Here is a 23,107-nt window from a genome sequence, read left to right as displayed (position 1 = left end):
CCGCGACCAGGGCCAGCCCGAGGCCCACGCCGGTCAGGACGGTGAAGGGCTCGCCGAACAACAGCGTGCCCCACACCGAGGTGACCGGTGCGATCAGGAACATCAGGCTGTTCACCGCGGTCATGCCGATCCGTCCGACGAGCAGCCAGTACAACCCGTACCCGCCGAAGGTCGCCAGCACCACCAGCCAGGTCAGGGCGAACCAGAAGTGCCCGGACGCGGGTGGCACCGCGTTCCCGGTCGCCAGCGCGAGGACGGTGAACACCACCGCCGAGGTGGCGCAATGGACGGCCAGCGCGCGCAACGGGGGAGCGGGGACGCGGGCCCGGCGTTCGAGCACGGTGGAGGCGACCAGCCCGAGCATTCCGGCGAACGGGATCAGATACGCCCAGGCCGGGGCGTGCGAAGCGGCGTCCGACCAGCTGACCAGGACGACGCCGACCAGGCCCAGCCCGAGTCCGAGCCACTGCCGTCCGGTCGCCGCGACGCCGAGCAGCGGACCGGCGAGCGCGGCGGCGACCAGCGGTTGCACGCCGTCGATGAGTGCCGTCGTGCCGGTGCTGACGCCTTCGCCGATGGCCCAGTAGACGGTGAGCAGATAGCTCGACTGGGACAGCAGGCCGATCAGGACGTGCCTGCCCAGTTCGCCGACCGGTCGCAGCCGCAGGAACGGCGCCAGCAGCAGCGCCAGCGGCAGGAACCGCCACATCAGCACGGTCGGCACGGAAGCGTCCGCCGCGCCGAGTTTCGCGCCGATGAATCCCGACGACCAGCACGCGACGAACAGGACGGCCGCTCCGGCTATACCGATCGGTTTACTCATGGCACCGGACTATACAGATCGGTATACACTGGGGCCATGACGATCGACTGGACCCCGAAGGCGCAAGCGGTGCTGACGGCCGCGTCGGAGTTGTTCTACGAGCGCGGAATCCACGCGGTCGGCGTTGACGTCATCGCGGCGAAGGCGGGGGTCACGAAGAAGACGCTCTACGACCGGTTCGGCTCCAAGGATCGGCTGGTCGTGGAGTACTTGTCCGCCCGGGACGCGCGTTGGCGCGAGTTCCTGGGCGAGTGGCTGGAGAAGGCCGGAACAGGTCCGCGGGACCGGTTGACGGCGGCGTTCGACGCGTCCGAGGCGTGGGCGAAGAAGTACGGCGGCAAGGGTTGCAGCATGATCAACGCGCACGCGGAGATCAGCGATCCCGCGCATCCGGCGTACGCGGTGGTGACCGAGAGCAAAAAGTGGATGCTCGGCGTTTTCGTCGAATTGGCCGAGTCGGCGGGCGTTTCGGACCCGCACCGGACAGGCGAGCAGCTCATGTTGCTGCACGAGGGTGCGGTCGTGATGGCGGGCATGCGGGTCGCGAAGGGCGTCTTCAAGCGCGCGGCGGAAACGGCGGTGGTGCTGCTGGGCTGAGCCGTCAGCGCGTCGACCGGACCTTCTCGTAATGCCGTGCGGCGCGCGCTCGGTTGCCGCAGGCGACGGAGCACCATTCGCGGCGCGGATGCGTCTTCATGAAGTAGAGCACGCAACCCGGCGCGTAACAGGCGCGCAGCTTTGCCGCTTCTGGGCCGCCCAAAAGCGCGATCGATTCTCGCGCTACGCGGGCTAATCCAGTGACGACTGGCGAAGTGCCGCTCGAGGAACTCTCCTGCAATTTCCCGGCCACGAAAGTCAGTTGGGGGACAGGCAGGTGGGTGACGAGGTCGTTCAAGTCGCCCAGGGCGGTGTCCAGATCGACGGACGGGGTCTTCCGATCGTCGGCGGTGACTTGAGCGGCGAGGCGGCGGACGGCGTCGCGAAGCCGCCGTGCCAGCGCGAGTTCGGCGTCGGACGACTGCCGCGGCCCGCGTTCGATGCCGACGTCGTCGAGCCAGGTGTCGAGGTCTTCGCGGGTGCGCAGGTCGTCGTGGAGACCGCTCGTGTCGGCCCAGACGGTCGCCATCAGGCGGACCGGCACGACCTCGTCCGGCAGCATCCCCATGGCCGAGACCGTATCACGGATGGAACGGGTTGCATCCGTGAGAAGCGACTGCTAGAACTTCTCACGGAACATCATCGCGCAACCCGTGAGAAAGGGAGGTGGCATGAACCAGGCGATCCAGCAGGCCTTCCACGCCGGCGAGCTGGCTGTCCAGCGCGAGGCCGGCGTCGAGCGCCAGGCCGCGCGCCTGTCCCGGATGGCCGAGCCCGCCGGGATTTCCGCGGGAATGGCGGGGTTCCTGGCCGAACGAACACTCCTCGTCGTGACCGGACGCGACGCCGGCGGGCAGCTGTGGACGTCGCCGATCGTCGGCCCGCCCGGGTTTCTCGAAACCAGGTCGGCGACGACGCTCGCGATCCACCGCGCGCTCCCGGAAGGCGATCCGCTGCACGGGCTCCCGGCCGGGCAGAAGCTCGGGATGACGAGCATCGAGTTCGCCACGCGCCGCCGGGTCCGGATCAACGGCAGCCTCACCACCGCCGCCGAGGACCACCTGATCGTGGACATCGAGCAGGCGTACGGCAACTGCCCGCAATACATCCAGCAGCGCGTGCTGTCCGAAGAAATCGAGCTGACAGCACCAGTGCAAACGCGCGCAGAGCTGAGCCCCGGCGACACCGAGCTGATCGAAGAAGCCGACACGTTCTTCCTCGGCACCATCAACCCGGGCCACGGCGCGGACGCTTCCCATCGCGGCGGCGCGCCCGGATTCGTCCGCGTCGAGGGAAATACGTTGTGCTGGCCCGACTATCCCGGCAACAACCTGTTCAACAGCCTCGGCAACATTGCCGCGAACCCGGAAGCCGCGCTGCTCTTCTTCGACTTCGCTACCGGTGGCGTCCTGCAGGTCTCCGGCACTGCCGCGATCGAATGGGGAGAAGCGGGCCGCTCCGGCGATGACGGTTACACCGGCCGGATCGTCCGGTTCGAGGTGCGGCGCATCGTCTCCGGCCGTCCGGTGCCGCGTCAGGTCGCGCACACGCCGTACCCGCGCAATCCTCAGCTCATCAACTGAAAGGACCCCTGTCATGACCGAATCGCGGCCCCCGTTCCCGCCGTTCGACCTGTCCACCGCGCTGAAGAAGGTCCAGGCCGCCGAGGACGCGTGGAACACCCGGGATCCGGAGAAGGTCTCGCTTGCGTATACGCCGGATTCCGTGTGGCGCAACCGCGACGCGCACGTGGTCGGCCGCGCCGCGATCGTCGAATTCCTCACCGCGAAGTGGGAGCGCGAGCAGGATTACGCGCTGCGCAAGGGACTTTGGGGATTCCGCGAGAACCGCATCGCTGTCCGGTTCCAGTACGAGAGCCGCGACGCGGATGGGCAATGGTGGCGCAGCTACGGCAACGAACTGTGGGAGTTCGCCGAGAACGGCCTGATGAGCCGGCGCGAGGCGTCGATCAACGACCGGCGCATCGACGAGGCCGAGCGGCGCGTCTTCGGGCCGCGGCCGGAAGCGGAACACGGGGTCGATTTCCCGCTGTGGTGAAACAACCCGGCCGCTCTTCCGACGGTATCGGAGGAGCGGCCGGGCCGGTGCCGCGTTCGCGGGGATGGGGGAACGCGGGCTGTGCTCAGGCGCCGGTGCGCGCCTGCCGTTTGCGGGACACGATGCGCCAGCCGAGCGCGAGCACCACGACGATCGCCGGGATCGAGTAGAACGCGATCTTCTCGGCTCCGTCGGAGAATCCCATCAGCACCACGACCAGTACGAGGAATCCGAGCGTGGCCCAGCCGGTGTACGGCGCGCCGGGCATGCGGTAGCTCGGCCGCTCGAGTTCGCCGCGCAACGCCGCCTGGCGCATGCGCATCTGCGAGAACACCAGGGTCGCCCACGTCGCGACGACGCCGAGCGAGGCGATCGCGGTGGCGATGTCGAAGGCCTTCGACGGCACGATGTAGTTCAGCACCACGCCGAGCACGTAGGCCACCGAGGTGAAGAGAATTCCGCCGTAGGGCACGTGCCGCGAGTTCATCTTGCCGACGAACTTCGGCGCCTCGCCCTCGTCGGCGAGCGCGCGGAGGATGCGGCCGGTGGAGTACAGGCCCGAGTTGCACGAGGAGAGCGCGGCGGTGAGGACGACGGCGTTCATCACGTCGCCGATGCCGCCGATGCCCAGCCGCGAGAAGACCGTGACGAACGGGCTTTCGCCGCCGTTGTAGAACGGCCACGGCATCAGCATCGCCAGCAGCAGCACCGAACCCACGTAGAAGACGCCGATCCGCCAGACGACGCCGTTGATCGCCTTCGGGAGAACCTTGCGCGCGTCCTTGGTCTCGCCGGCCGCGATGCCGACGACCTCGATCGCGGAGTAGGCGAACACGACCGCCTGCAGCGTCATCAGCGCGATGCCGACGCCCGCCGGGAAGAACCCGCCGTGGTCGGTCAGGTTGTGCACGCCGGCGGTGGTGCCGCCGATGTTCGCGCCGGTGAACACGAGCCCGAGCGCGGTCACCAGGAAGACGACGATCGCGAGGACCTTCACGACGGAGAACCAGAACTCCAGTTCCCCGAACAGCTTCACGCTCAGCAGGTTGACCGCCATCAGCACGCCGAGCGCGACCAGCGCGGTGATCCACTGCGGCACGTCCGGCAGCCACTTGTGCACGTAGATCGCGACCGCGGTGATCTCGGCGATCCCGGTCATCGCCCAGTTCAGCCAGTACATCCAGCCGGAGACGAACCCGGCCCACGGCCCGATGAACTCGCGGGCGTAGGTGACGAAACTGCCGGAGCTGGGCCGGTGCATGACGAGTTCGCCGAGCGCCCGCATCACGAAGTAGGCCGCGATGCCGCACAGCGCGTAGGAAAGGACCAGCGACGGTCCCGCTTCGTGGAGCCGCCCGCCCGCGCCGAGGAAGAGCCCGACCCCGATCGCCCCGCCGATCGCGATCATCTGCACCTGGCGATTGCCCAGTGCTTTCGTGTAGTTGTCGCCCTCTTTGGCGACCACTGTGGATTCCATGGTTGCGAGACGCTAGCGGTACCGGGCGGCGTGACGCAGCACACCTAGGCTGGACTTAAGGTGTGCTCCAGATCACCGTGGAGGAACCGGGTAAATCGGGCAGGACCCGTTTGACTTCCGGAAATCGCGCCGGAGCTGCGCGGATGTCCACGATGGACGGTGCGCGCGGAGACTTTCGGGCAGCCGCCGGGGGTATCCAGGGTATCGGCGGGAGCGGAACGTCCGCCAGGGCGCGGAGGCGGCCGGTACGGGCGATGCCGACGGCGGGCGGCCGTTCCACAGTGGACGGACGGAGCCGGTGCGCGGCGGGGCCGAGCGCTCTCCAGCCGCCCGAACCTGAAACTCGCTCGGCAACGTGGTCGCCGTCGGCGCCGCTTCACGGCGGGGAAACCCCGGAACACTAAACTCCGCGCGATGCCGCCCCCAGATTCCGACGCCACCGCACGCGGACAACCCGGCGGTCGCTGGCTCATCATCGGCCTCGGGCTCATCTCCGCACTGGCCGCGGTGCTGTTCACCGTGGCGCCGGTGAACACTGAGACAACGACCTACCGCTGGGACGGCGCGCAGGACACCGCGCTGCCGTCGTATCCGTACCACCCGGCCAGAATGGACGCGACCGTCCGCTGCGCCGACCCGAACGGGCTGGTGCTGGCGACCACCCCGCCGGGAGGCAAACAAGGCGCCGAGCCTCTCGGTGGCGGGCTGGAGATCCGGGCGGTCGACGGCACGGTCAGAGCCGAACTCGGCGGCGCCGAACTGCTCCGCCGGCCGTCGGGCGGCGACTGCCGGCTGACCGTGCACTCGGACGGTCAGGGCACTACCGTCGGCACCGCGAGGACTGCGAGCAGGCCAGCCGTCACCGGCCTGTACACCGAGCGCCCGGGCACGGTGTCCGCGCAGGTCGAACCCGACACCCGATGGGTCAGCTCGCCAAGCGTGCTGAAGGTCGCGCTCGGCGTGGTCTCGTTGCTCGCGCTGCTCGGCATGATCGTGCTGCTGATCCGGCGCGACCGGCGCGCCGCGCGAAGGGTCCGGCTGTTCCCCCGACGGGCGTGGGCGCCGCGGCCGTCGGACGTCGTCGTGACCGGGGTGCTCGGAGTCTGGTCCGTCATCGGTGCGCTCACCGTGGACGACGGATACATCTCGACGATGCTGCGCGCTCGGGAAACGAGCGGGTTCACCGGCAATTACTTCCGCTGGTTCAACGCGCCGGAAGCGCCGTGGGGCTGGTACTACGAGCTGTACGCGCTGCTCGGCCGCGTCTCGCCGGCCATGGTGTGGATGCGGCTGCCCTCGGTGCTGCTGGGGCTGGCGTCCTGGTTCCTGATCGACCGGCTGGTGCTGCCGCGCCTGGTCGACCGGCCGGGCCGGTGGACCCGCTGGGCGGCCGCGGCGCTGTTCCTGGCCTGGTACCTGGCCTTCGACGTCGGGCTGCGGCCGGAACCGTGGATCGTGTTCGGCTCGCTGGCGGTGTTCGCACTGGTCGAGCGTGCCGTGGCGACCGGTGCGGTGACGCCGGTCGCGGTCGGGCTCGTCGTCGCCGGTGCCACCGCGACGACAAACCCGCTCGGAGTCGCGGCATTCCTGCCGTTCATCGCCGCAGTGCGCCCGCTTGTCCGGTTGATGCGCGGGCGTGCCGGCCTCCGGGTGCTCGGCGCGATCGCGGTCGTCGCCGGAGCCGCGGGCAGCGCATTGCTGACGGCGTTCTACGGCCAGCCGCTGACCGCCGTCCTGCAGTCGACCGTCGTCCGTCAGCAGATCGGCCCGGATCTCCCGTGGCAGAGCGAAATCACCCGCTACACGACCCTGCTCGACCCGTCGGTGGTCGAGGGTGCGCTGAACCGCCGGGTGCCGGTGCTGCTGATGTTCCTGGCGATGGCGCTGACGGCCGTGCTGCTGATCCGGCGCCGTGCTCCGGGACTGGCCGGCGGGGCTGCTCGCCGCATGGTCGTCGTCAGCGTCCTGTGTCTCGTCGTGCTCGCGTTCACGCCGACGAAGTGGACGCACCACTTCGGTGCGCTGGCCGGATTCGGCACGCTGGTGACCGCGATGCTGGTGCACACCGTCGCGCGCGGAGCGCTGTCCTCGGTGTGGGCACGGGCAGCGGCGCTGGGCTTGGCCGCGGCGACGACGTGGCTGGCCTGGTCCGCGCCGGACCGGTGGTGGATGCAGTCCGGCTACGACGTCCGCTGGAGCGACTCCGTTCCCTCGGTGAAAGGCGTGCGGCTGGCGGATCTGGTCCTCTGGGCCGGGCTGACCGTCGCACTCGGCGGCGTGCTCGCCGGGGCCTGGCTGAGAGCGAAGCGGCGGCCGGAGGCGGGGCGCGCGCCGCGCTGGCTGCCGAGGTCCGGCTGGGCGATCGTCGCGGTGGCCGCCGCGACGGTCGCGGTCGAGTTAGTCGGGCAGGCGCAAGCGGTGAAACTGCGGTGGGACACCTACTCCGTCGGTCGGTCGAACCTGGCTTCGCTCGGTCTCGCGCCGAGTGCTGGCAGCGCCGGGAACTCCTGCGGCGTCGAGGACTGGCTGGACGTCGAGCCGGACGTCGGCGCCGGGGCGCTCCGGCAGTCCGCCCCGGCCGAGGCGGAAGGGTTCGCGATGAACGCGTCGTTCCCGCCGGACTCGGCGCCGCGGGCCCCGTACGGCACTGACCCGGCGCACCCGGCGTGGAGTTCCTACCGGTCGCCGTCCGGGACCGGCACGCTCACCACCGGGTGGTACGACCTGCCCGCCGACGTCGGGGCGAAGAATGCGGCTCCGGTCGTGATTTCCCATGCCGGGCAAGGGAAAGTGCAGGTGTCGGCGGAGTTCGCGAAAGCGGACGGGACCGTGCTCGCGGCGGTGAAGGCCACCGGGGACGGCAGCGGGAAGTGGAGCGACGCGCGGTTCGATCCCCGCTGGCAGGCGCCGGGGGCGCAACGCGTCCGGGTCGTCGCGCGGGACGCGGACCCCGGTCCGTCCGGCTGGGTCGCGGTCACCGCGCCCCGGATTCCGCGACTGGCGCCGCTGACGAAGGAGATCCCCCCGAGCGAGCCGGTGACGTTGGACTGGACCAATGCTTTCGTCGTGCCGTGCCGGACCCCGGCCTCGATGGCGGACGGCATCGTGCAGCCGGTCCGGTACCGGTTCGCCCCCGGTCCGGACGCGCAGTCGTTGGCCAGCGTTGCCTACTCCGCGGACGCCGGCGGGCCGTACGTGCCGTTGTTCGCCGACGCGAAGGCGACCGAAGTCCCGACGTACCTGCGCGGCGACAAACTGCGCGAGCCGGTCGCGGTGTACCGGTTCGACTACCCGGTCGCGATGCGGGGACTGACCGTCGAACACGGCACCCGGCCGACGTCCGGGCTGGCGAAACAGCCGCCCGTGCTCGACCCGACCCGAGGCGGCGGGTAGGCCGGTCTTGAAGCGCGCGCCGGGTCAGGCGGGACCCGGCGGCTTCCGGAAACAGGTCCGCCGCGGTCACCGGAACGGGCGACAACGCGGCCGGGCGGCTATTCCGCCGTGGACCGAGGTGCTTACGTGGACGCGCCGGGAGCGGCCCGGCGCGGGCGCGCGAGGAGGAGCCGATGACGGCCACGGCGGAGGAGACCCGGGAGGAACCGGTGCCGGCGGCGCTGTCCCGGCGCAAGATCCACGCGGTGTTCGGCGCGGTGGTGCTCGGCATGCTGCTCGCCGCGCTGGACCAGACCATCGTCGGGACCGCGCTGCCCACCATCGTCGGCGACCTCGGCGGGGCCGGGCACCTGTCCTGGGTCGTCACCGCGTACCTGCTGGCCGAGACGATCATGACGGTCGTCGTCGGCAAGCTGGGCGACCTCTTCGGCCGCAAGCTGATGTTCCAGCTGTCGGTGATCGTCTTCGGCGTGGGCTCGTTCTTCTGCGGGTTCGCCGACAGCATGACCTGGCTGATCATCTGGCGGGCGGTGCAGGGCCTCGGCGGCGGCGGGCTGATGGTCACCTCGACCGCGCTGATCGCCGACGTCGTCCCGCTGCGCGAACGCGGCAAGTACCAGGGCGCGCTCGGCTCGGTGTTCGGCGTCGTCACCGTCGCCGGGCCGATGCTGGGCGGGCTGTTCGTCGACCACCTGTCGTGGCGCTGGGCGTTCTACGTCAACATCCCGCTCGCCGTGGTGGTGCTCGCGGTGGCCGCGTCGGCGATGCCGAGCGTGCGCGCCGCGGTCAAGCCGGTGATCGACTACCTCGGCATCCTGCTGATCGGTCTCGCCGCGACCGGGCTGACGCTCGTCACGAGCTGGGGCGGGACGACGTACGCGTGGGGTTCGCCGGTGATCATCGGCATGGCGGCGGGCTCGGTGGTGCTGCTGGGCGCGTTCGTCGCGGTCGAACTGCGCGCGCCGGAGCCGATGCTGCCGATGCGGCTGTTCCGGAACCCGGTGTTCACCGTCGCCGGGATCATGAGCTTCGTCGTCGGGTTCGCGATGCTCGGCGCGCTGTCCTACCTGCCGACCTACATGCAGTACGTCCAGGGCGTCTCGGCGACGACGTCCGGCGTGCGGCTGCTGCCGATGGTGCTCGCGCTGCTGGTCGCGTCGATCCTGTCCGGCACGCTGGTCAGCCGGACCGGGAAGTACAAGATCTATCCGCTCGTCGGGTCCGCGGTGATGACGGTCGGGCTGTACCTGCTGTCGCGGCTCGGCCCGCACACCGGGTTCTGGGAATCCGCGCTCTACATGGCGGTGCTCGGCCTCGGGATCGGGCTCGGAATGCAGGTGCTGACCATCGCGGTGCAGAACACGGTGGACTACAAGGATCTCGGCGTCGCGACGTCCGGCGTGACCTTCCTGCGTTCGATCGGCAGTTCGTTCGGCGCGGCCATTTTCGGCACCATTTACGCGAATCAGCTCGGCCCGAATCTGGCCAAGGCGCTCGCCGGACATCCGCTGCCGCCGGGCGTCGACCCGAAAGCCGTCCAGGTTCCGCTGGCGTTGCACCATTTGCCCGCGACCATTTCGGAACCGGTGATCAGCGCGTACGCGGATTCGCTGCACGTCGTGTTCCTTTATGCCGCGCCGGTCGGGCTGGTCGCTTTCGTCCTCGCATTCTTTCTCAAGGAAATGCCGTTGCGGGACACCGCCCGCGCCGCCGCGCCGGACCTCGGCGACGGATTCGCGATGCCCGAAGCGCACGAACCCGACCGGGAACTCGAACGGGCGATCGCGACTTTGTTCTTCCGGGAACGCCGCAAAGCCGCGCCCGCGATCGTCGCGCGGGCGGGTTCGGAACTGGACGTCGGCGGCCTGTGGTGCGTTCTGCAGGTCCGGCTCCGGCAGCGCGCCGGTCGGCCGGCGACGCTCGAAGCGATTGGCGAGGACCACGGCGTCCCGGCGCAGGTGCTCGAGCCGGCGTTCGCGCGGCTGGAACTGACCGGGCACCTCGACTACGCGCGGGACAGCTGGTCGCTCACCGAATCCGGCACCCGCGAATGGGACAAGCTCGTCCGCGCGTGGCACGACTGGATCGCCGAACGCCTCGGCGACTGGGGCGCGGGCGACCGGTCCGAACTGGACGCCGCGATCACCCGCGTGGCGACCCGGATCCTCGACCAGGGAGCGGACCGCGCCGGCGGACGGCACGCACTGGCGTGAAACCGCGAGAAATTCGGCCGCGCGGCGGGAAACCGTTGCGAAACCGGTACCGCCGGCGCGGCGGGTGCGGCGGCGCCGACGTTTCGGACAGCCCGTTAGCATCTGCCTGTCAGACACCCTCTACTGTTCCGGGATCATGTCGGTGGATGAATCTGTGCTCACGACTTCGGACGACTCGAACAGCGCGGAAAGCGCGCGCGTTCCCGTCCGGTCCCGCCTCGCCGCGTGGCTGCCGCTGGCCGCCGCGGTGCTCGGCCTGCTCTCGTTCCTGCTCGTGCGCGGGAGCCTCACCGACGACGGGTACATCACCCTGTCGTATGCGAAGAATCTCGCGTTGCACGGGGAATGGGCGCTCGTTCCCGGCTCGGTCGCGAACTCCGCGACGTCGCCGCTCGACGTTCTGCTGCTCGGGTTCCTGACCTTCGTCACCCGGATCAGCGGCTCCGCGCACACGGTGGTGGCGCTGGGCGCGCTCACCGTGCTGAGCAGCGCCGCGATCGGCTGGGCGTGGGCACGGCTGACCCGCCGCTTCGGCCTGTCGCCGTGGGTCGGCGTGCTGGGCCTGCTGCTGGTGATCGCCAACCCGTTCCTGCTGTCGGCCACCGGCCTCGAGGTGCTGCTCGTCCCGACCGTCCTGCTGTGGCTCGTCGTGGCCGCGCTGGAGAAGCGGCCGGTGCTGTTCGGCGCGGTCGCCGCGCTGACCGTGCTGACCCGCCTCGACCTGGTCGTGTTCGTCCTGGTGATCGCCTTCTCCACCGCGGCGATCCGGAAGAAGTTCTGGACCGCCGTGGCCGCCGCGATCGTGGTGTCCGCGCCGTGGTTCCTCACGAGCTGGTTCGCCCTCGGCTCCTTCATCCCGGACACACTGGTGATCAAGCAGGACCAGGAAGGCCTCTTCGGCGCCTGGGGCTACTTCAGCGGTCCGATGATGTACTTCCTGTACCTGCCGTTCACCGTGATGGTCGCCTTCGCCTCGGCGCTCGTCGGCGTGACCGTGCTGCTCGGCTGGCTGGCCCTGCGCTTCGCGCGCCGCTGGGACGACTTCCCGCAGCTGGCCCCGGTCGTCGCGCTCGGCGCGGGCGGCGTTGTCTACTACATCGTCTACTCGACGCTCGGCGTCGGCCCGTACCACTGGTACTACGTCACCCCGATCGTCAGCACGGCTTCGTTCGCGGTCCTGATGATCGGCGTCTGGCACGCCGAGACGAAGAAGCGGCCGAAGCTGAACCGCGTCCCGCCGCTCGTCGCGCTCGGGCTCGGCGGCGCGGTCGCGCTCGCCAACGTGGGCGTGGACCTCGCGCAGGGCGTGCCCTGGCAGTCGCCGGTCATTTTCGGCAACTGGGCGAGTTCGACCGACTACGCGCGGGTCGGCAAGGAACTCGGCACGCGGCTGCAAGGCAAGTCAGTGGCCGGGCCGGGGGAGATCGGCACGCTGGCCTACTACTGCGACTGCCAGATCCTCGACGTGTTCTCCGACCGCAGCCAGGTCACGAAGATCGTGAACAAGCGGCTCGCCGAGGACGGCTTCTTCAGCAAGACGATCCTCCGGATCAACTACCACTGGTTCCACCGGCTGCCGCTGCGCAAGCCGGACTACCGGCTGCTCTACGACAAGGGCCCGGGCAACGGTCCGGACCAGTGGACGGTCTATTCCGCGGCCAAGGGCGTCGGGCATTTCACCCTCGTGCCGTTCGACCGCTGACGCACCGGCCGATTTCCGGATACGGTCGGTTCCATGGCGAAGGGCGAGGCCGTCGAGGTCGAGGTGGGGGACCGGACGGTCCGGGTGTCCAACCCGGACCGGGTCTACTTCCCGGCGCGCGGCGAGACGAAGCTCGATCTCGTCCGCTACTACCTGTCGGTCGGCGACGGGATCGTGCGCGCGCTGCGGGAGCGGCCGTGCATGCTGCACCGGTTCCCGTCCGGGGTGGCCGGGGAGAAGGTGCACCAGAAGCGGGTGCCGAACGGCGCGCCGCCGTGGCTGGAGACGGTGCGGGTGCAGTTCCCGCGCTATCACCGGCACGCGGACGAGCTGTGCGTGACCGAGCTGGCGCACGTGGCGTGGGCGGTGCAGATGTCCACTGTGGAGTTTCATCCCTGGAACTCCCGGCGCGCGGACACCGAACGGCCGGACGAATGGCGGATCGACCTCGACCCGATGCCGGAATGCGGGTTCGACACGGTGCGCCGGGTCGCGCACGTCGCTGAGGAAATCCTCGCCGAGCTGAACATCCGCGGCTGGCCGAAGACGTCCGGCGGCAGCGGGATGCACATCTATGTCCGGATCGAACCGCGCTGGGGGTTCGCGGACGTCCGCCGGGCGGCGCTCGCGTTCGCCCGCGAGGTCGAGCGGCGGGCTCCGGACGACGTCACCACCACCTGGTGGCGCAAGGACCGCGACCCGAAGAAGCTGTTCGTGGACTACAACCAGAACGCCCGGGACCACACGATCGCCAGCGCCTACTCGGTGCGCGGCGTGCCGGAGGCGCTGGTGTCCACGCCGATCCGCTGGGACGAGGTCGACGACGTCGACCCGCGCGCCTGCACGATCGCGACCGTGCCCGCCCGGTTCGCCGAACTCGGCGACCTGCACGCGGGCATTGACGACGTCGCGTATTCGCTCGAGCCGTTGCTGGAGTGGGCCGACCGGGACGGGTTGGAGGCGGAGGACTCCTGAACGAAGTCATTCGGGCGCCTGGCGTCATGGGGGAGCACCCGCCGAGTCTCCCCGGGGACGGAGCGGAGGACAGCACGATGGACAGTGCCGGGCACAACGATCCGCTCGCCGTGCTTTATCGCCTGCACCACCAGTTGCGCGTGCTGTCGCCGGTGCTGACTGTCGCGCCCGGTCGGCCGGAAACGAAAGCCATGCTGGACGGGCTCGCCGAGACCGTTTCCGAAGCCGCGGGCCTGCTCTCGACCGCGGAACCGGCCGCGCTGGCCGCGCTGCGGCAGGCGTTCGACCACGTCCGGGCGAGCCGGATCAACGAGGCGACGTCGGAGCTGATCACCGCGTACGGACGGCTGTCGGTGCTGTTGCGGAAAGACGCGCCGCGCCGGGACAGCACGGACGAGCCGACTGTGCGGTGGCGCTCGAAGTTTTGACCCCCGCGGCGCCCGGCATGCCAGGATGGCGGGCGAGAGCCGGCTGAGCCCGGGCGGTGCGGCAGCGGGAGGACCACGTGGCCGAGCAGATCCTCGTCACCGGCGGGACCGGACAACTGGGCCGGGTGGTCGTGGAACGGCTCCGGGCCGCGGAGGCGCCGGTGCGGGCGCTGAGCCGGCGACGGCGGTCCAGCGAGGGCGTCGAGTGGACGGCCGGCGACCTGCGCGATGGGCGGGGCATCGATGTCGCGGTCGCCGGGGTCGGCACCGTGATCCATTGCGCGACGGACTACCGCCGCGAGGTCGAGACGGTCCGCGCGCTCGTGGAGGCCGCGCGGTGGAGCGGGCAGGCGCCGCATCTGGTGTATGTCTCGATCGTCGGCGTCGACAAGATCCCGATGGGCTACTACCAGGCGAAACTGGCCGCCGAGAAGGCGATCGCGGATTCCGGGATGCCGCACACGATCCTGCGGGCGACGCAGTTCCACTCGCTGGTGCGCACGATCCTCGCCGGTGCCGCGCGGCTGCCCGTCGTCCCGGTGCCGAAATTCCGGTTCCAGCCCGTCGACGTGCGCGACGTCGCGGCCCGGCTGGTCGCGCTGGCGCAGGGCGAGCCGCAAGGCCGCGTCGCGGATTTCGGCGGACCGGAGGTGCGGACGACGGCGGATCTGGCGCGTGCCCTGCTCGCCGCGTCCGGGAAGGACAAACGGCTCGTTTCGGTGCCGGTGCCGGGACGGATCGGCCGGGGGTACGCGACTGGCGCGAATCTGGCGCCGAACCATGCCGACGGCGTGGTCACCTTTGAGCAGTATCTGGCGGAGCAGGGCAAGCCGACCGCGCTGCGGTACCGCTAGCCGGCGGCGCGGCGGCGGACGGTGCGCTCCAGAATGCCGAGGGTCGCCTTGAGCGCGGACTCGGGGACGACCGGGAACGTGAGGCGCTCCTTCCACTCCTCGGAGAGCTCCGACCAGTCGTAATAGGACGTGACGCGGGTGCCGCCGTCGGCGGGTTCGAGCCGGTAGCCGTAGATGTGGCGGACGTGCGGGCGGAGGCTGCCCTCGACGGTCCAGGCGATCTCCTCGTCCGGGACGAGCTTCGTGATGACGACCTCGACGTCGTACTTGCCGATGGGCCGGTCGCCGAGCGCTTCCCGGTCCATGTGGACCACGAACCGGTCCCCGGCCTGGGTGACCGGTTCGCCTTCGGCGTCCATGAGCATTCCGGAGGCGTCGATGTCGACGTGGCCCCGCGGGTCGGCGAGGACCGCGAAGACGGCGCTGGCGGGGGCGGGGACGAGCCGCGAGACCTCGAGGCGTTCGGTGCTGGTCATGTCATCGACTATAGCAGAAATAATCGATGATTAGCTCTGCACGAAGAAGTGCCAGCCGACCCACCACCAGGCCAGCACGAGCGCGATCCGGGTCGACCGCTTGCGCATCAGCGCGGAGAGCACGCGGGTCAGCGGTGGGATTTTCTTCGGGAACAGATGGCTGCCCAGCCACAGCAGGATGGCGGCGGCCACGATCGCGCCGAAGCCGATTTCGGTGATCAGCCTGCTGCTCATGCCGTTCTCCTCGCCGCGGCGGCCGCGCGCAGCATCGCCAGCCCGGCGGCGACCCAGACGCCGAGCGCGAGAGCCTGCACGACGCGGTTGTCGAGCATCGGGTCGACGAGGTCGCTCATCGTCGGGTGCGTGAGCGAGAGCCCGCCCGCGGCTTGTTCGTAGATGAAGGAGACGAGTTCCCAGAGGCACCAGGACACCGCCAGCGCGACCCACAACCAGCCACGGCGCGGGACCGGTTGCGGTGGGAGCGAGGGGTCCCGCCATTCGACGACCAGCGCGCCGATGCCGATCGCGGCGACGGCCAGGAACATCGGGACGGTCTGGCGGCCGAAGACCAGTGCTACCAGCGCGACAGCGGCGATCAGCGAGGTGCCGGGGAGCCGAGTGGCCGGTGCGAGGAGGGCGTCGGCCGTACTGTGGCGTTTGGTGAAGAGCAGGAGGATCGCGGCGGCGAAGAAGATGACGCCGTCGGCGGGGGCTCCGCGGATCCAGTGGGCGAGGGACGCGATGAGGAGGGCGGCGATCGGGAGATCGACTGCCAGCCGGTGCGCCGGGTAGTCCGCCGCGTGCCGTTCGGATGAGCTCAAGCGACGCACCCCATTTCGTGCCGGTCCTGCTTGGAGGACAACACGAAAGGGGGCGGCGGGCTTCCCGGACGGGCGATCTTTTCGGGGGAAGGGCCGGATGTGCGGGGTGAAGCCGGACGCGAGTTCCGCGAGACGCAGCGGACGAGAGGGTCAGATCGGGCGGGCTTCGTCCGCGCTGACGGGCGGATCAGCAGGGAGGCCGTGGAGCACTGTCGCGAGGATTTCCGCGCCGCGCACTACTCGTGGGCCGGGGCGGTTGAAGTACGCCGGCCCGTCGAGGAGCCAGACCCGGTCGTTACGGACGGCGGGCAGGTCGGCCCAGCCTGGGCGGGAGGTGAGGACGTCCAGTTCGGCCTCAGTGCGGTCCGGGGAGAAACCGCAGGGGAGGACGAGCAGGACGTCCGGGCGGGCGGCGACCACGGCGTCCCACGTCATCGGCTTGGTGTGCTCGCCCGGTTCGGCGAGCAGCGGTGTGCCGCCCGCAGCGGTGATCTGCTCGGGAACCCAGTGCCCGGCGGGCCAGAGCGGGTCGAGCCATTCCAGCGCGACCACCCGCGGCCGGGGGAGTCCGGCGACCCGGGCCCGCACAGCGGCGAGCCGCGAGCGGAGTTCGGCCGCGCGGGCAGCGGCCACGTCCGGGACGTCCAGTGCGTCGCCGAGGGTGGTCAGGCAGTCGAGGACTTCGTCCAGGGTGCGCGGTTCGAGGCTGAGCACGCGCGGTCCGGCGTCGAGCATCCGTACCGCCGCCGCGACGCGGGTGTAGGACACCGCGCAGACCTCGCACAGGTCCTGCGTGAGCACGAGGTCTGGCGCGAGGGCGGCCAATTGCTCCAGATCGACGGAGTAGAGCGACGATCCTTGGTGGGAAGCGCCGACGGCGGTGGAGATCTCGCGGCTGGTCAGGGCGTCGGAGTCGAGGTCCGCGGCGGTCACCACAGGCACGGACGCGACCTCGGCGGGCCAGTCGCATTCGTGGGTGCGGCCGACTAGGTCGCCCGCCTTGCCGAGGACGGCGACCAGGTCGGTGGCGGCGGGCAGCAGGGACACGATCCGCATGCGTCCTACGGTAGGTCAGGCGGCCTGGTGCAGCGCCGCCAGCAGCGAGGATGCCCGGTGGTCGACGTCTTCGGCCTGGAGTTCGTTCGTCACGAAGGAGAACGACAGACCCCGGGCCGGCCACGCGCCGTGGCGGCCGCCGCCGGCACCGGAATGGCCGAAGGCGGCGGGATCGGCGTCGGCGGGGCCGTAGGTGCCGATCGGGTCGGCCAGTTCGAAGCCGAGGCCGAAGCGCAGCGGGCGGTCGTTGATCGCGTCGATTCCTTCGGACCAGGTGCGGGTGGCCTGAGCAAGGATGCCGTCCGGGACGAGCTTGCCGGAGCGCAGCAGGTCGTAGAGACGGGCCATGGCGGTCGCGGTGCCGACTGCGCCGCCTGCCGCCAGCGTCGCGCCGCGGTACTCCGGCGAGTTCATGGAGTCGCCGGAGTCGAGCAGGCCGCGGTACATCCGCTCGACGATCCGGCGGCGTTCCTCGTCCTGGAGGAACGTGCTGATCCGGTAGCCGGGCGCGCGCCGCAGGGTCGCGACCGGGACGGCCGGCGGGGTGCCGAGCCGCAGGTCGAGGCCGTGCGGCTCGGCGAGGAGGTCGCGGACGAGGGTGCCCAGGTCCTCGCCGGTGACGCGCCGGGCCAGCTCGGTGGCGAGGTAGCCGTAGGTGAGCGCGTGGTAGGCGACCTTCGTCCCGGGAGTCCACAATGGACGCTGGGCGGCGAGGGCGTTGGCGTTCACCGCGTTGTCGAGCATGGGCAGGTCGGGCTCGACGTAGGGCAGGCCGACGGTGTGCGAGAGGACCTGCGAGACCGGCACCTCCTCCTTGCCCGCCGCGGCGAACTCCGGCCAGTAGCGGGCGACGCATTCGTCCGGGTCGAGCTTCCCCTGCGCGGTCAGGATCGCCAGGACGGTCGCGACCACGCCTTTGGTGCCGCTGAACAGCACGGCGCGGGTGTCCTCGGTCCACGGCACGCCGTCCGCCGCCGAGCCGCCCCACAGCTCGACCACCGGCGCGCCGTCGCGGAACACGCTGAACGCAGCTCCGCCGGTGGTCCCTTCGACGATGTCGCCGAACGCTTCCCGCACGCCCTCGTAACCGGGCTTCACCGCTCCGTGCACAGTCATGATCGGCTCCTCACAGCCTTGGCGTCGTAGCGAGAAGTTCGCTGGTGTACTCGTGCGACGGGGAGTTCAGCACCGATTCGACGGTGCCCTCCTCGACGATCTCGCCGCCGCGCAGGACCGCGATCCGGTCCGCCACCTCCGGGGCGAGGGCGATGTTGTGCGTCACGAACAGCATCGCCATGCCGAGTTCCCGGCGCAGTTCGCCGAGGAGTTCCACGATGGTGGCCTGCACGGACACGTCCAGCGCCGACGTGACCTCGTCGCACACGAGGACGTCCGGCGTGGTCACGAGCGCGCGGGCGATCGCGGCGCGTTGCCGTTCGCCGCCGCTGAGCTGGTCGGGCAGCCGGTTCGCGAGGTCTTGCCGCAGGCGGACCCGGTCCAAGGTCTCGGCGACGCGCTTCCGGCGTTCACTGCGCGAGAGGGAAGTCAAGCGCACCAACGGAACCTCGATCGACTGCGCGATCGTCTTGCGCGGGTTCAGCGACGAGAACGGGCTCTGGAAGACGTACTGGATCCGCCGGAGCTCATCCGTGCTGCGCTGCCGGGCAGCCGGGGCCAGCGGGGTGCCTTCGAGCGCGACGGTCCCGGTGAAGCCGCGGTTCAGCCCGGCGATGCATTGCGACAGCGTGGTTTTCCCGGAGCCGGATTCGCCCAGCAGCATCACGCTTTCGCCGCGGGTCACGGCGAGGTCGATGCCGCGCAGGACCTTTTGCTGCCCATAAGACATCCGGATGTCGCGTGCGGCCAGCACGGCGTCGTCCGGCGGGGGAGCAGCGGCGGGTTCGGCGCTGAGGTCTGGCACCGCCGCAAGGAGCCGCTTGGTGTAAGCGTGCTTCGGCCGCCGCAACACCTCATCGGCGACGCCGCATTCGACCAGGTTTCCTTGGTACATCACGGCAACGCGGTCCGCGAGCTGCGCGACGACGGCGAGGTCGTGCGTGATGTAGAGCGCCGCGACACCGTGCTCGGACGTCAGCTGCCGGACGGTTTCCAGCACCAGCGCCTGGGTCTTCACGTCCAGGCCGGTGGTCGGCTCGTCCAGCACGACGACGCTCGGGCGGCAGGCGAAAGCCATCGCGATGCCGACCCGCTGCTGCTGCCCGCCGGACAGCTGATGCGGGTATCGCCGCTGGTAGGCCTCGTCGGACGGCAGCCCGACCTCGGCGAGCACCTCAGCCACCCGGTCTTCGGCGAGCCCCGGATACCCGTGCGTTTCCAGCACTTCGGCGATCTGCCGCCCGACCCGCAGCGCCGGGTTCAGCGACAGCGCCGGGTCCTGCGGGATGTACGCGACGGCGCTGCCCCGCAACTGGCGGCGCGCGGCGTTGTCGAGCGTCAGCACGTCGACGGGTTCGCCGTCGCGCGGATGCAGCACCACCTTGCCGCCGCCGGACACCAGCCCGCGCCGGAAATGGCCGAGCGCGGCCAACCCGGCGGTCGTCTTGCCGGAGCCGGATTCCCCGACGAGCGCGAGGACCTCGCCGGGCGCGATCTCGTAGGAGACCGAATGCAACACCGGACGGCCCGCGGCGGTGCGCACGGCCAGTCCGGTCACCTCCAAAGCGGTCGTCATGCCCGTCCCTCCCGGGTCCGCCCGGCCGCGGCCGAGGCGAGCGAGTCGGCGACGAGGTTCGTGCCGACGGCCAGCACCGCGATCGCGACCACCGGGAGCAGCACGCCCCACGGCTGCACGACGAGCGCGATCCGGTTCTCGTTGATCATCAGGCCCCAGTCCGCGGCCGGCGGCTGGATGCCGAGCCCGAGGAACGACAGCGAGGCGATGTAGCCGATCGAATAGGTCAGCCGCAGGCCCAGCTCCACCATGAGCGGGCCGGTGATGTTCGGCAGGATCTCGCGCAGCAGGATCCGGCTGCGCGGGACGGCGTACATCTCGGCGGCGCGGATGTAGTCGTGGTTGCGCACCGAGACGGTGGCCTGCCGGGCGACCCGCGCGGTCCGCGGCGCGTGCGTCAGCCCGATGACCAGCACCAGCAGCCAGCCCTTCGGACCGATCACCGCGATCGCCAGCAACGCGATGACCAGCTGCGGGAACGACAGCAGCACGTCGTTGCCGCGCATCAGCAGGCCGTCCAGCCAGCCGCCGCCGTATCCGGCGATCATGCCGAGCAGCGCGCCGAGCACGATGCCGAGCGCGGTGGCGAGGACGGCGTACAGCAGCAGCGTGGTGCCGCCCGCGAGGAAGCGCGTGAGGACGTCGCGGCCGAGGCCGTCGGTGCCCATCAGTCCGTCCGGTTTGAACGGCTTTCCGGCGAAGTCCGTGGTGGTGTGGCCGGTGATCACCGGCCCGAGCCAGGGGCCGGCCAATGCCACGAGGACGACGACCCCGGCCAGTACGGTGCCGACCTTGGCCTGCGGGAACGCCCAGGCGGTGCGGATCAGCCCGGCCGCGCGCGGCGTTTCCGGGACGGCGGGGACCACCTGTTCTTCTTCGACCGCGGTCATCGCACTGCCTCCGTCCGGAGCTTGGGATCGGCGAGGATGCCGATCACGTCGGCCAGCAGGTTCACCACGATGTAGACCGCGGCGATCAGCAGCGTCACCGCCTGGACCACGGCGACGTCGCGCTTGCCGACCGCGTCGATCAGCGCCTGGCCGATGCCGGGGTAGCGGAACAGGAACTCGACCACCACGACGCCGCCGGCCAGCCACGCCAGCTGGATCGCGACGACCTGCGCGACCGGGCCGACCGCGTGCGGCAAGGCGTGCCGCAGCAGCACCGTCCGCTCGCGCATGCCCTTGAGCCGCGCCATTTCCACGTAGCCGGAGTCGAGGACTTCGTTCATCGTCGCGCGCATCATCCGCGTGATGTACGGCGTCACGACCAACACGAGAGTCAGCACTGGGAGAACGAGCTGACTCGGTTGCGCCCAGACCGCTTCGCCTGGCGGCGTGAGCGTGACCGAGGGCAGGAAGCGGAACACTGTGGTCGCGAAGAGGACGATGAGCGCCACGCCGATGACGAACTCCGGCAGCGCGGCGATCACCAGGCTGATGCCGGACACCACCTGGTCGCTGGCGCGGCCGCGGCGCATCGCGCTCCACGTGCCGAGTGCCAGCCCGAGCGGCGTGGCGATCACCGCGGCGAGCACGAGCAGCACCAGCGAGGCCGACACCCGGTCCGCCAGCAGCGTCGTGACCGGGCCCTGGGTCGACGTCGAGGTGCCGAGATCGCCGGTGAACAGGCCGCCGAGCCAGGAGAGATAGCGCTGCCAGACCGGTTCGTCGAGGTGCAGCGCGTGCTGCAGCGCGGCGATCCGCTCCGGAGTCGCCTGCTGGCCGAGGATGGCCCGCGCCGGATCGCCCGGCAGCAGCAGCGTCGCCACGAACACCAGCAGTGTGACCAGCCACAGCACCACAAGGCTCACGAGAAGCCGTTTGAGGATCAGCCTGGTCATGCCGCGCCGCCTTCCGCCGTGCCGAGCCAGACCTGCCGGAACTGGTAGCCCGACAGCGAAATCCCGGTGCGGTCCGGCACGAAACCGGCCACATAGGACTGATAGGCGTCGACCTGGTCGACGAACCCCCAGACGATCAGGCCGCCGCGTTCGTACTCGATCCGCTGTGCCCGGCGGAGCAGATCTGCCCGCGCCTTCGGGTCGACCGTGGCGCTCGCCCGCGTGACGAGGTCGGTGAATTCCGGGTCGTTCCAATGGGTTTCGTTGTACGGCGCTTTCGGCAGCGAACCGGACGCGACCTGCGGCAGGTAGTTGCGCGTGTACCAGAAGTCCTGTGCGAAATCCCAGGACAGGTAGTTCTCGCCGTAGAACGTGGTGGTGTCGATCTTCCGGATCCGCACGTTCACGCCCGCCGCCTTGGCCTGCTGCTGGAACACCTGCGCGGCCTCGACCGCGCCGGCCTGGATCGGCGCGGTGACCAGTTCGATGTCGAGGTTCGGCTTGCCCGCTTCGGCGAGCAGGCGTTTCGCCTCGGCGATGTTCTGCTTGCGCTGCGGCAGTTGCCGGTTGTACGCGGGGTCGAAGGGCGCGTACAGGTCGTTGCCGACCCGGCCCTGCCCGCTGAGCACCTGGTTGATCATCTGCTCGCGGTCGACCACCAGGCGCAGCGCCTGGCGCACGCGGACGTCGTTGAACGGCGGGCGGTCGACCCGCATGGTGAACGGCAGCCAGGTCCCGGTTTCCGACCGCAGCACCTGGACGCGCGGGTCGCTGCGGAGCACGTCCACGAGCGCGACGGGGACCTGGTCGATGGCGTCCACTTGGGACGAGAGGAGAGCGTTGATCCGGGCGTCGTCGTCGGAGAAGTTGATGAGCGACAACCGGTCCAGATATGGCTCGCCCGGCCGCCAGTAGTGCTCGTTGCGCACGAAGGTGCTCTGCAGGCCCGCGGTGAACGTGTCGGCTTTGAACGGTCCGGTGCCGATCGGCCGCTTGACGTCGAAGTCGGCGGGGACGATGCCCAGGCTGTATTGGCCGAGCAGGTCGTCGAAGCCGGAATTCGGGGAGGTGAGGCGGAATTCGACGGTGCGGTCGCCGGTGGCGACGACCTCGCCGAGCATGGTCAGCCCGGCCGCGCCGCTCTTCGGGTCCTTCGGGTCGGTGATCCGGCGGAAGGTCGCGACGACGTCGGACGGGGTCACCGGGCGGCCGTCGTGGAAGCGGATGCCGGAGCGGAGAACGGCGGTCCAGGTGCGCGCGTCCGGCGAGGACTTCAGCGATTCGGCGACCAGCATCTGGAGCCGGTAGTCGTGATCGCGCAGCAGGAGCGGCTCGTAGAGGTTGAGCACCCGCGCGATGTCCGGGTTCGTGGCGGGGATGTGCGGGTCGAGCGTGTCGGACGCGCCGCCGCCGGTGACGCCGACGCGGAGGGCGCCGCCTCGGCGGGGCGGCCCGGAGGGGACGGCCGCGGCGACGGTGGAGCCGCAGGCGGCGAGCAGGGGAGCGGTGCCGGCGAGCGCCGCGCCGGCGAGCGTGGCGGTGAGGAATCGGCGGCGGGAAACGTTGGTCGGTTTACATCGGGCTTCCATGGGTGACTTTCGAGCGGGTGTCGTGTGTGGGGGAAGGCGGGTAGACCAGGCATGTGCGAAACCACAACCAGGGGGGGGGGGGGGTGATGGGGAGGGGCGCCCCCCGGGCG

At 70.4% G+C, this 23,107-nt stretch carries 20 protein-coding genes and 1 pseudogene; 9 read left to right on the top strand and 12 right to left on the bottom strand.

Translation table 11 applies throughout. The features are described from left to right. Position 1: 1 nt before the first annotated feature. Positions 2-823: pseudogene (locus ABZX37_RS00105) on the bottom strand (DMT family transporter); the annotation flags it as partial. A 36-nt stretch (positions 824-859) separates the two neighbouring features. Between ABZX37_RS00105 and ABZX37_RS00100 the strand changes: the two are divergent. Continuing rightward, positions 860-1,420 carry a TetR/AcrR family transcriptional regulator gene (locus ABZX37_RS00100; RefSeq protein ID WP_354734756.1) on the top strand — a complete coding sequence of 187 codons (561 nt, stop codon included), beginning with the start codon at positions 860-862 and terminating at the stop codon, positions 1,418-1,420. Positions 1,421-1,424: 4 nt separating this feature from the next. On the opposite strand, the gene ABZX37_RS00095 is transcribed toward ABZX37_RS00100, so the two are convergent. Further along, positions 1,425-1,988: an ABATE domain-containing protein gene (locus ABZX37_RS00095; protein WP_354734755.1), complete on the bottom strand. Its 564-nt coding sequence runs from the start codon at positions 1,986-1,988 to the stop codon at positions 1,425-1,427. Between the two features lie 103 nt (positions 1,989-2,091). On the opposite strand from ABZX37_RS00095, the gene ABZX37_RS00090 reads away from it, so the two are divergent. Both ABZX37_RS00090 and ABZX37_RS00085 read left to right on the top strand, forming a co-directional pair. Next, positions 2,092-3,003 carry a pyridoxamine 5'-phosphate oxidase family protein gene (locus tag ABZX37_RS00090; protein ID WP_354734754.1) on the top strand — a complete coding sequence of 304 codons (912 nt, stop codon included), beginning with the start codon at positions 2,092-2,094 and terminating at the stop codon, positions 3,001-3,003. A 13-nt stretch (positions 3,004-3,016) separates the two neighbouring features. Beyond that, entirely contained in the window at positions 3,017-3,478 is a 462-nt protein-coding gene (locus tag ABZX37_RS00085) for a nuclear transport factor 2 family protein (protein ID WP_354734753.1), read from the top strand. Between the two features lie 85 nt (positions 3,479-3,563). Here ABZX37_RS00085 and ABZX37_RS00080 read toward each other — a convergent pair whose 3' ends face one another. Then, positions 3,564-4,955: an amino acid permease gene (locus ABZX37_RS00080; RefSeq protein WP_354734752.1), complete on the bottom strand. Its 1,392-nt coding sequence runs from the start codon at positions 4,953-4,955 to the stop codon at positions 3,564-3,566. A gap of 414 nt (positions 4,956-5,369) precedes the next feature. Here ABZX37_RS00080 and ABZX37_RS00075 point away from each other — a divergent pair, with 414 nt between their 5' ends. The 6 genes from ABZX37_RS00075 (at position 5,370) to ABZX37_RS00050 (ending at position 14,520) form a co-directional block, all read left to right on the top strand. After that, positions 5,370-8,348, top strand: coding sequence for an arabinosyltransferase domain-containing protein (locus ABZX37_RS00075; protein ID WP_354734751.1), 2,979 nt, complete (start codon positions 5,370-5,372; stop codon positions 8,346-8,348). A gap of 173 nt (positions 8,349-8,521) precedes the next feature. Beyond that, a complete protein-coding gene (locus ABZX37_RS00070; protein WP_354734750.1) occupies positions 8,522-10,561 on the top strand; it encodes an MDR family MFS transporter in 2,040 nt (679 codons plus the stop codon). Between the two features lie 154 nt (positions 10,562-10,715). Continuing rightward, positions 10,716-12,263: a hypothetical protein gene (locus tag ABZX37_RS00065; protein ID WP_354735134.1), complete on the top strand. Its 1,548-nt coding sequence runs from the start codon at positions 10,716-10,718 to the stop codon at positions 12,261-12,263. Positions 12,264-12,296: 33 nt separating this feature from the next. Then, a complete protein-coding gene (gene ligD, locus ABZX37_RS00060; RefSeq protein ID WP_354734749.1) occupies positions 12,297-13,238 on the top strand; it encodes a non-homologous end-joining DNA ligase in 942 nt (313 codons plus the stop codon). A gap of 77 nt (positions 13,239-13,315) precedes the next feature. Continuing rightward, positions 13,316-13,666: a hypothetical protein gene (locus tag ABZX37_RS00055; protein WP_354734748.1), complete on the top strand. Its 351-nt coding sequence runs from the start codon at positions 13,316-13,318 to the stop codon at positions 13,664-13,666. 77 nt (positions 13,667-13,743) lie between these two features. Then, on the top strand, positions 13,744-14,520 hold the full coding sequence (locus tag ABZX37_RS00050) for an NmrA family NAD(P)-binding protein (RefSeq protein WP_354734747.1): 777 nt from the start codon (positions 13,744-13,746) through the stop codon (positions 14,518-14,520). Here ABZX37_RS00050 and ABZX37_RS00045 read toward each other — a convergent pair. From ABZX37_RS00045 to ABZX37_RS00005, 9 genes are all read right to left on the bottom strand, one after another. After that, positions 14,517-14,996, bottom strand: coding sequence for an SRPBCC family protein (locus ABZX37_RS00045; RefSeq protein WP_354734746.1), 480 nt, complete (start codon positions 14,994-14,996; stop codon positions 14,517-14,519). The two genes, ABZX37_RS00050 and ABZX37_RS00045, sit on opposite strands and share 4 nt — an antisense overlap. Positions 14,997-15,026: 30 nt before the next feature. Further along, the gene (locus ABZX37_RS00040) at positions 15,027-15,230 is read right to left on the bottom strand and encodes a DUF6186 family protein (RefSeq protein WP_344275539.1); all 204 of its coding nucleotides are present in this window, start codon (positions 15,228-15,230) and stop codon (positions 15,027-15,029) included. After that, a complete protein-coding gene (locus ABZX37_RS00035; protein ID WP_354734745.1) occupies positions 15,227-15,826 on the bottom strand; it encodes a hypothetical protein in 600 nt (199 codons plus the stop codon). Before ABZX37_RS00035 ends, ABZX37_RS00040 begins: the two co-directional genes overlap by 4 nt. A gap of 141 nt (positions 15,827-15,967) precedes the next feature. Continuing rightward, positions 15,968-16,873, bottom strand: a complete 906-nt coding sequence (locus ABZX37_RS00030; protein ID WP_354734744.1) for a cobalamin-binding protein — start codon at positions 16,871-16,873, stop codon at positions 15,968-15,970. Positions 16,874-16,888: 15 nt separating this feature from the next. Beyond that, complete coding sequence (locus tag ABZX37_RS00025) at positions 16,889-17,989, bottom strand: serine hydrolase domain-containing protein (protein WP_354734743.1); 1,101 nt, start codon at positions 17,987-17,989, stop codon at positions 16,889-16,891. A 10-nt stretch (positions 17,990-17,999) separates the two neighbouring features. Next, the gene (locus ABZX37_RS00020) at positions 18,000-19,565 is read right to left on the bottom strand and encodes an ABC transporter ATP-binding protein (RefSeq protein ID WP_354734742.1); all 1,566 of its coding nucleotides are present in this window, start codon (positions 19,563-19,565) and stop codon (positions 18,000-18,002) included. Beyond that, entirely contained in the window at positions 19,562-20,455 is an 894-nt protein-coding gene (locus ABZX37_RS00015; protein WP_354734741.1) for an ABC transporter permease, read from the bottom strand. The genes ABZX37_RS00020 and ABZX37_RS00015 overlap by 4 nt, the downstream gene beginning before the upstream one ends. After that, on the bottom strand, positions 20,452-21,408 hold the full coding sequence (locus ABZX37_RS00010) for an ABC transporter permease (RefSeq protein ID WP_354734740.1): 957 nt from the start codon (positions 21,406-21,408) through the stop codon (positions 20,452-20,454). Before ABZX37_RS00010 ends, ABZX37_RS00015 begins: the two co-directional genes overlap by 4 nt. Next, on the bottom strand, positions 21,405-22,997 hold the full coding sequence (locus tag ABZX37_RS00005; protein ID WP_354734739.1) for an ABC transporter substrate-binding protein: 1,593 nt from the start codon (positions 22,995-22,997) through the stop codon (positions 21,405-21,407). The genes ABZX37_RS00010 and ABZX37_RS00005 overlap by 4 nt, the downstream gene beginning before the upstream one ends. Between the last annotated feature and the right edge of the window lie 110 nt (positions 22,998-23,107).

It is taken from the genome of Amycolatopsis sp. NPDC004079, assembly GCF_040610415.1.
Lineage (GTDB): Bacteria > Actinomycetota > Actinomycetes > Mycobacteriales > Pseudonocardiaceae > Amycolatopsis > Amycolatopsis halotolerans.
The sequence above is the reverse complement of the archived record's forward strand: the minus strand, read 5'-3'. Positions and strand labels throughout refer to the sequence as shown.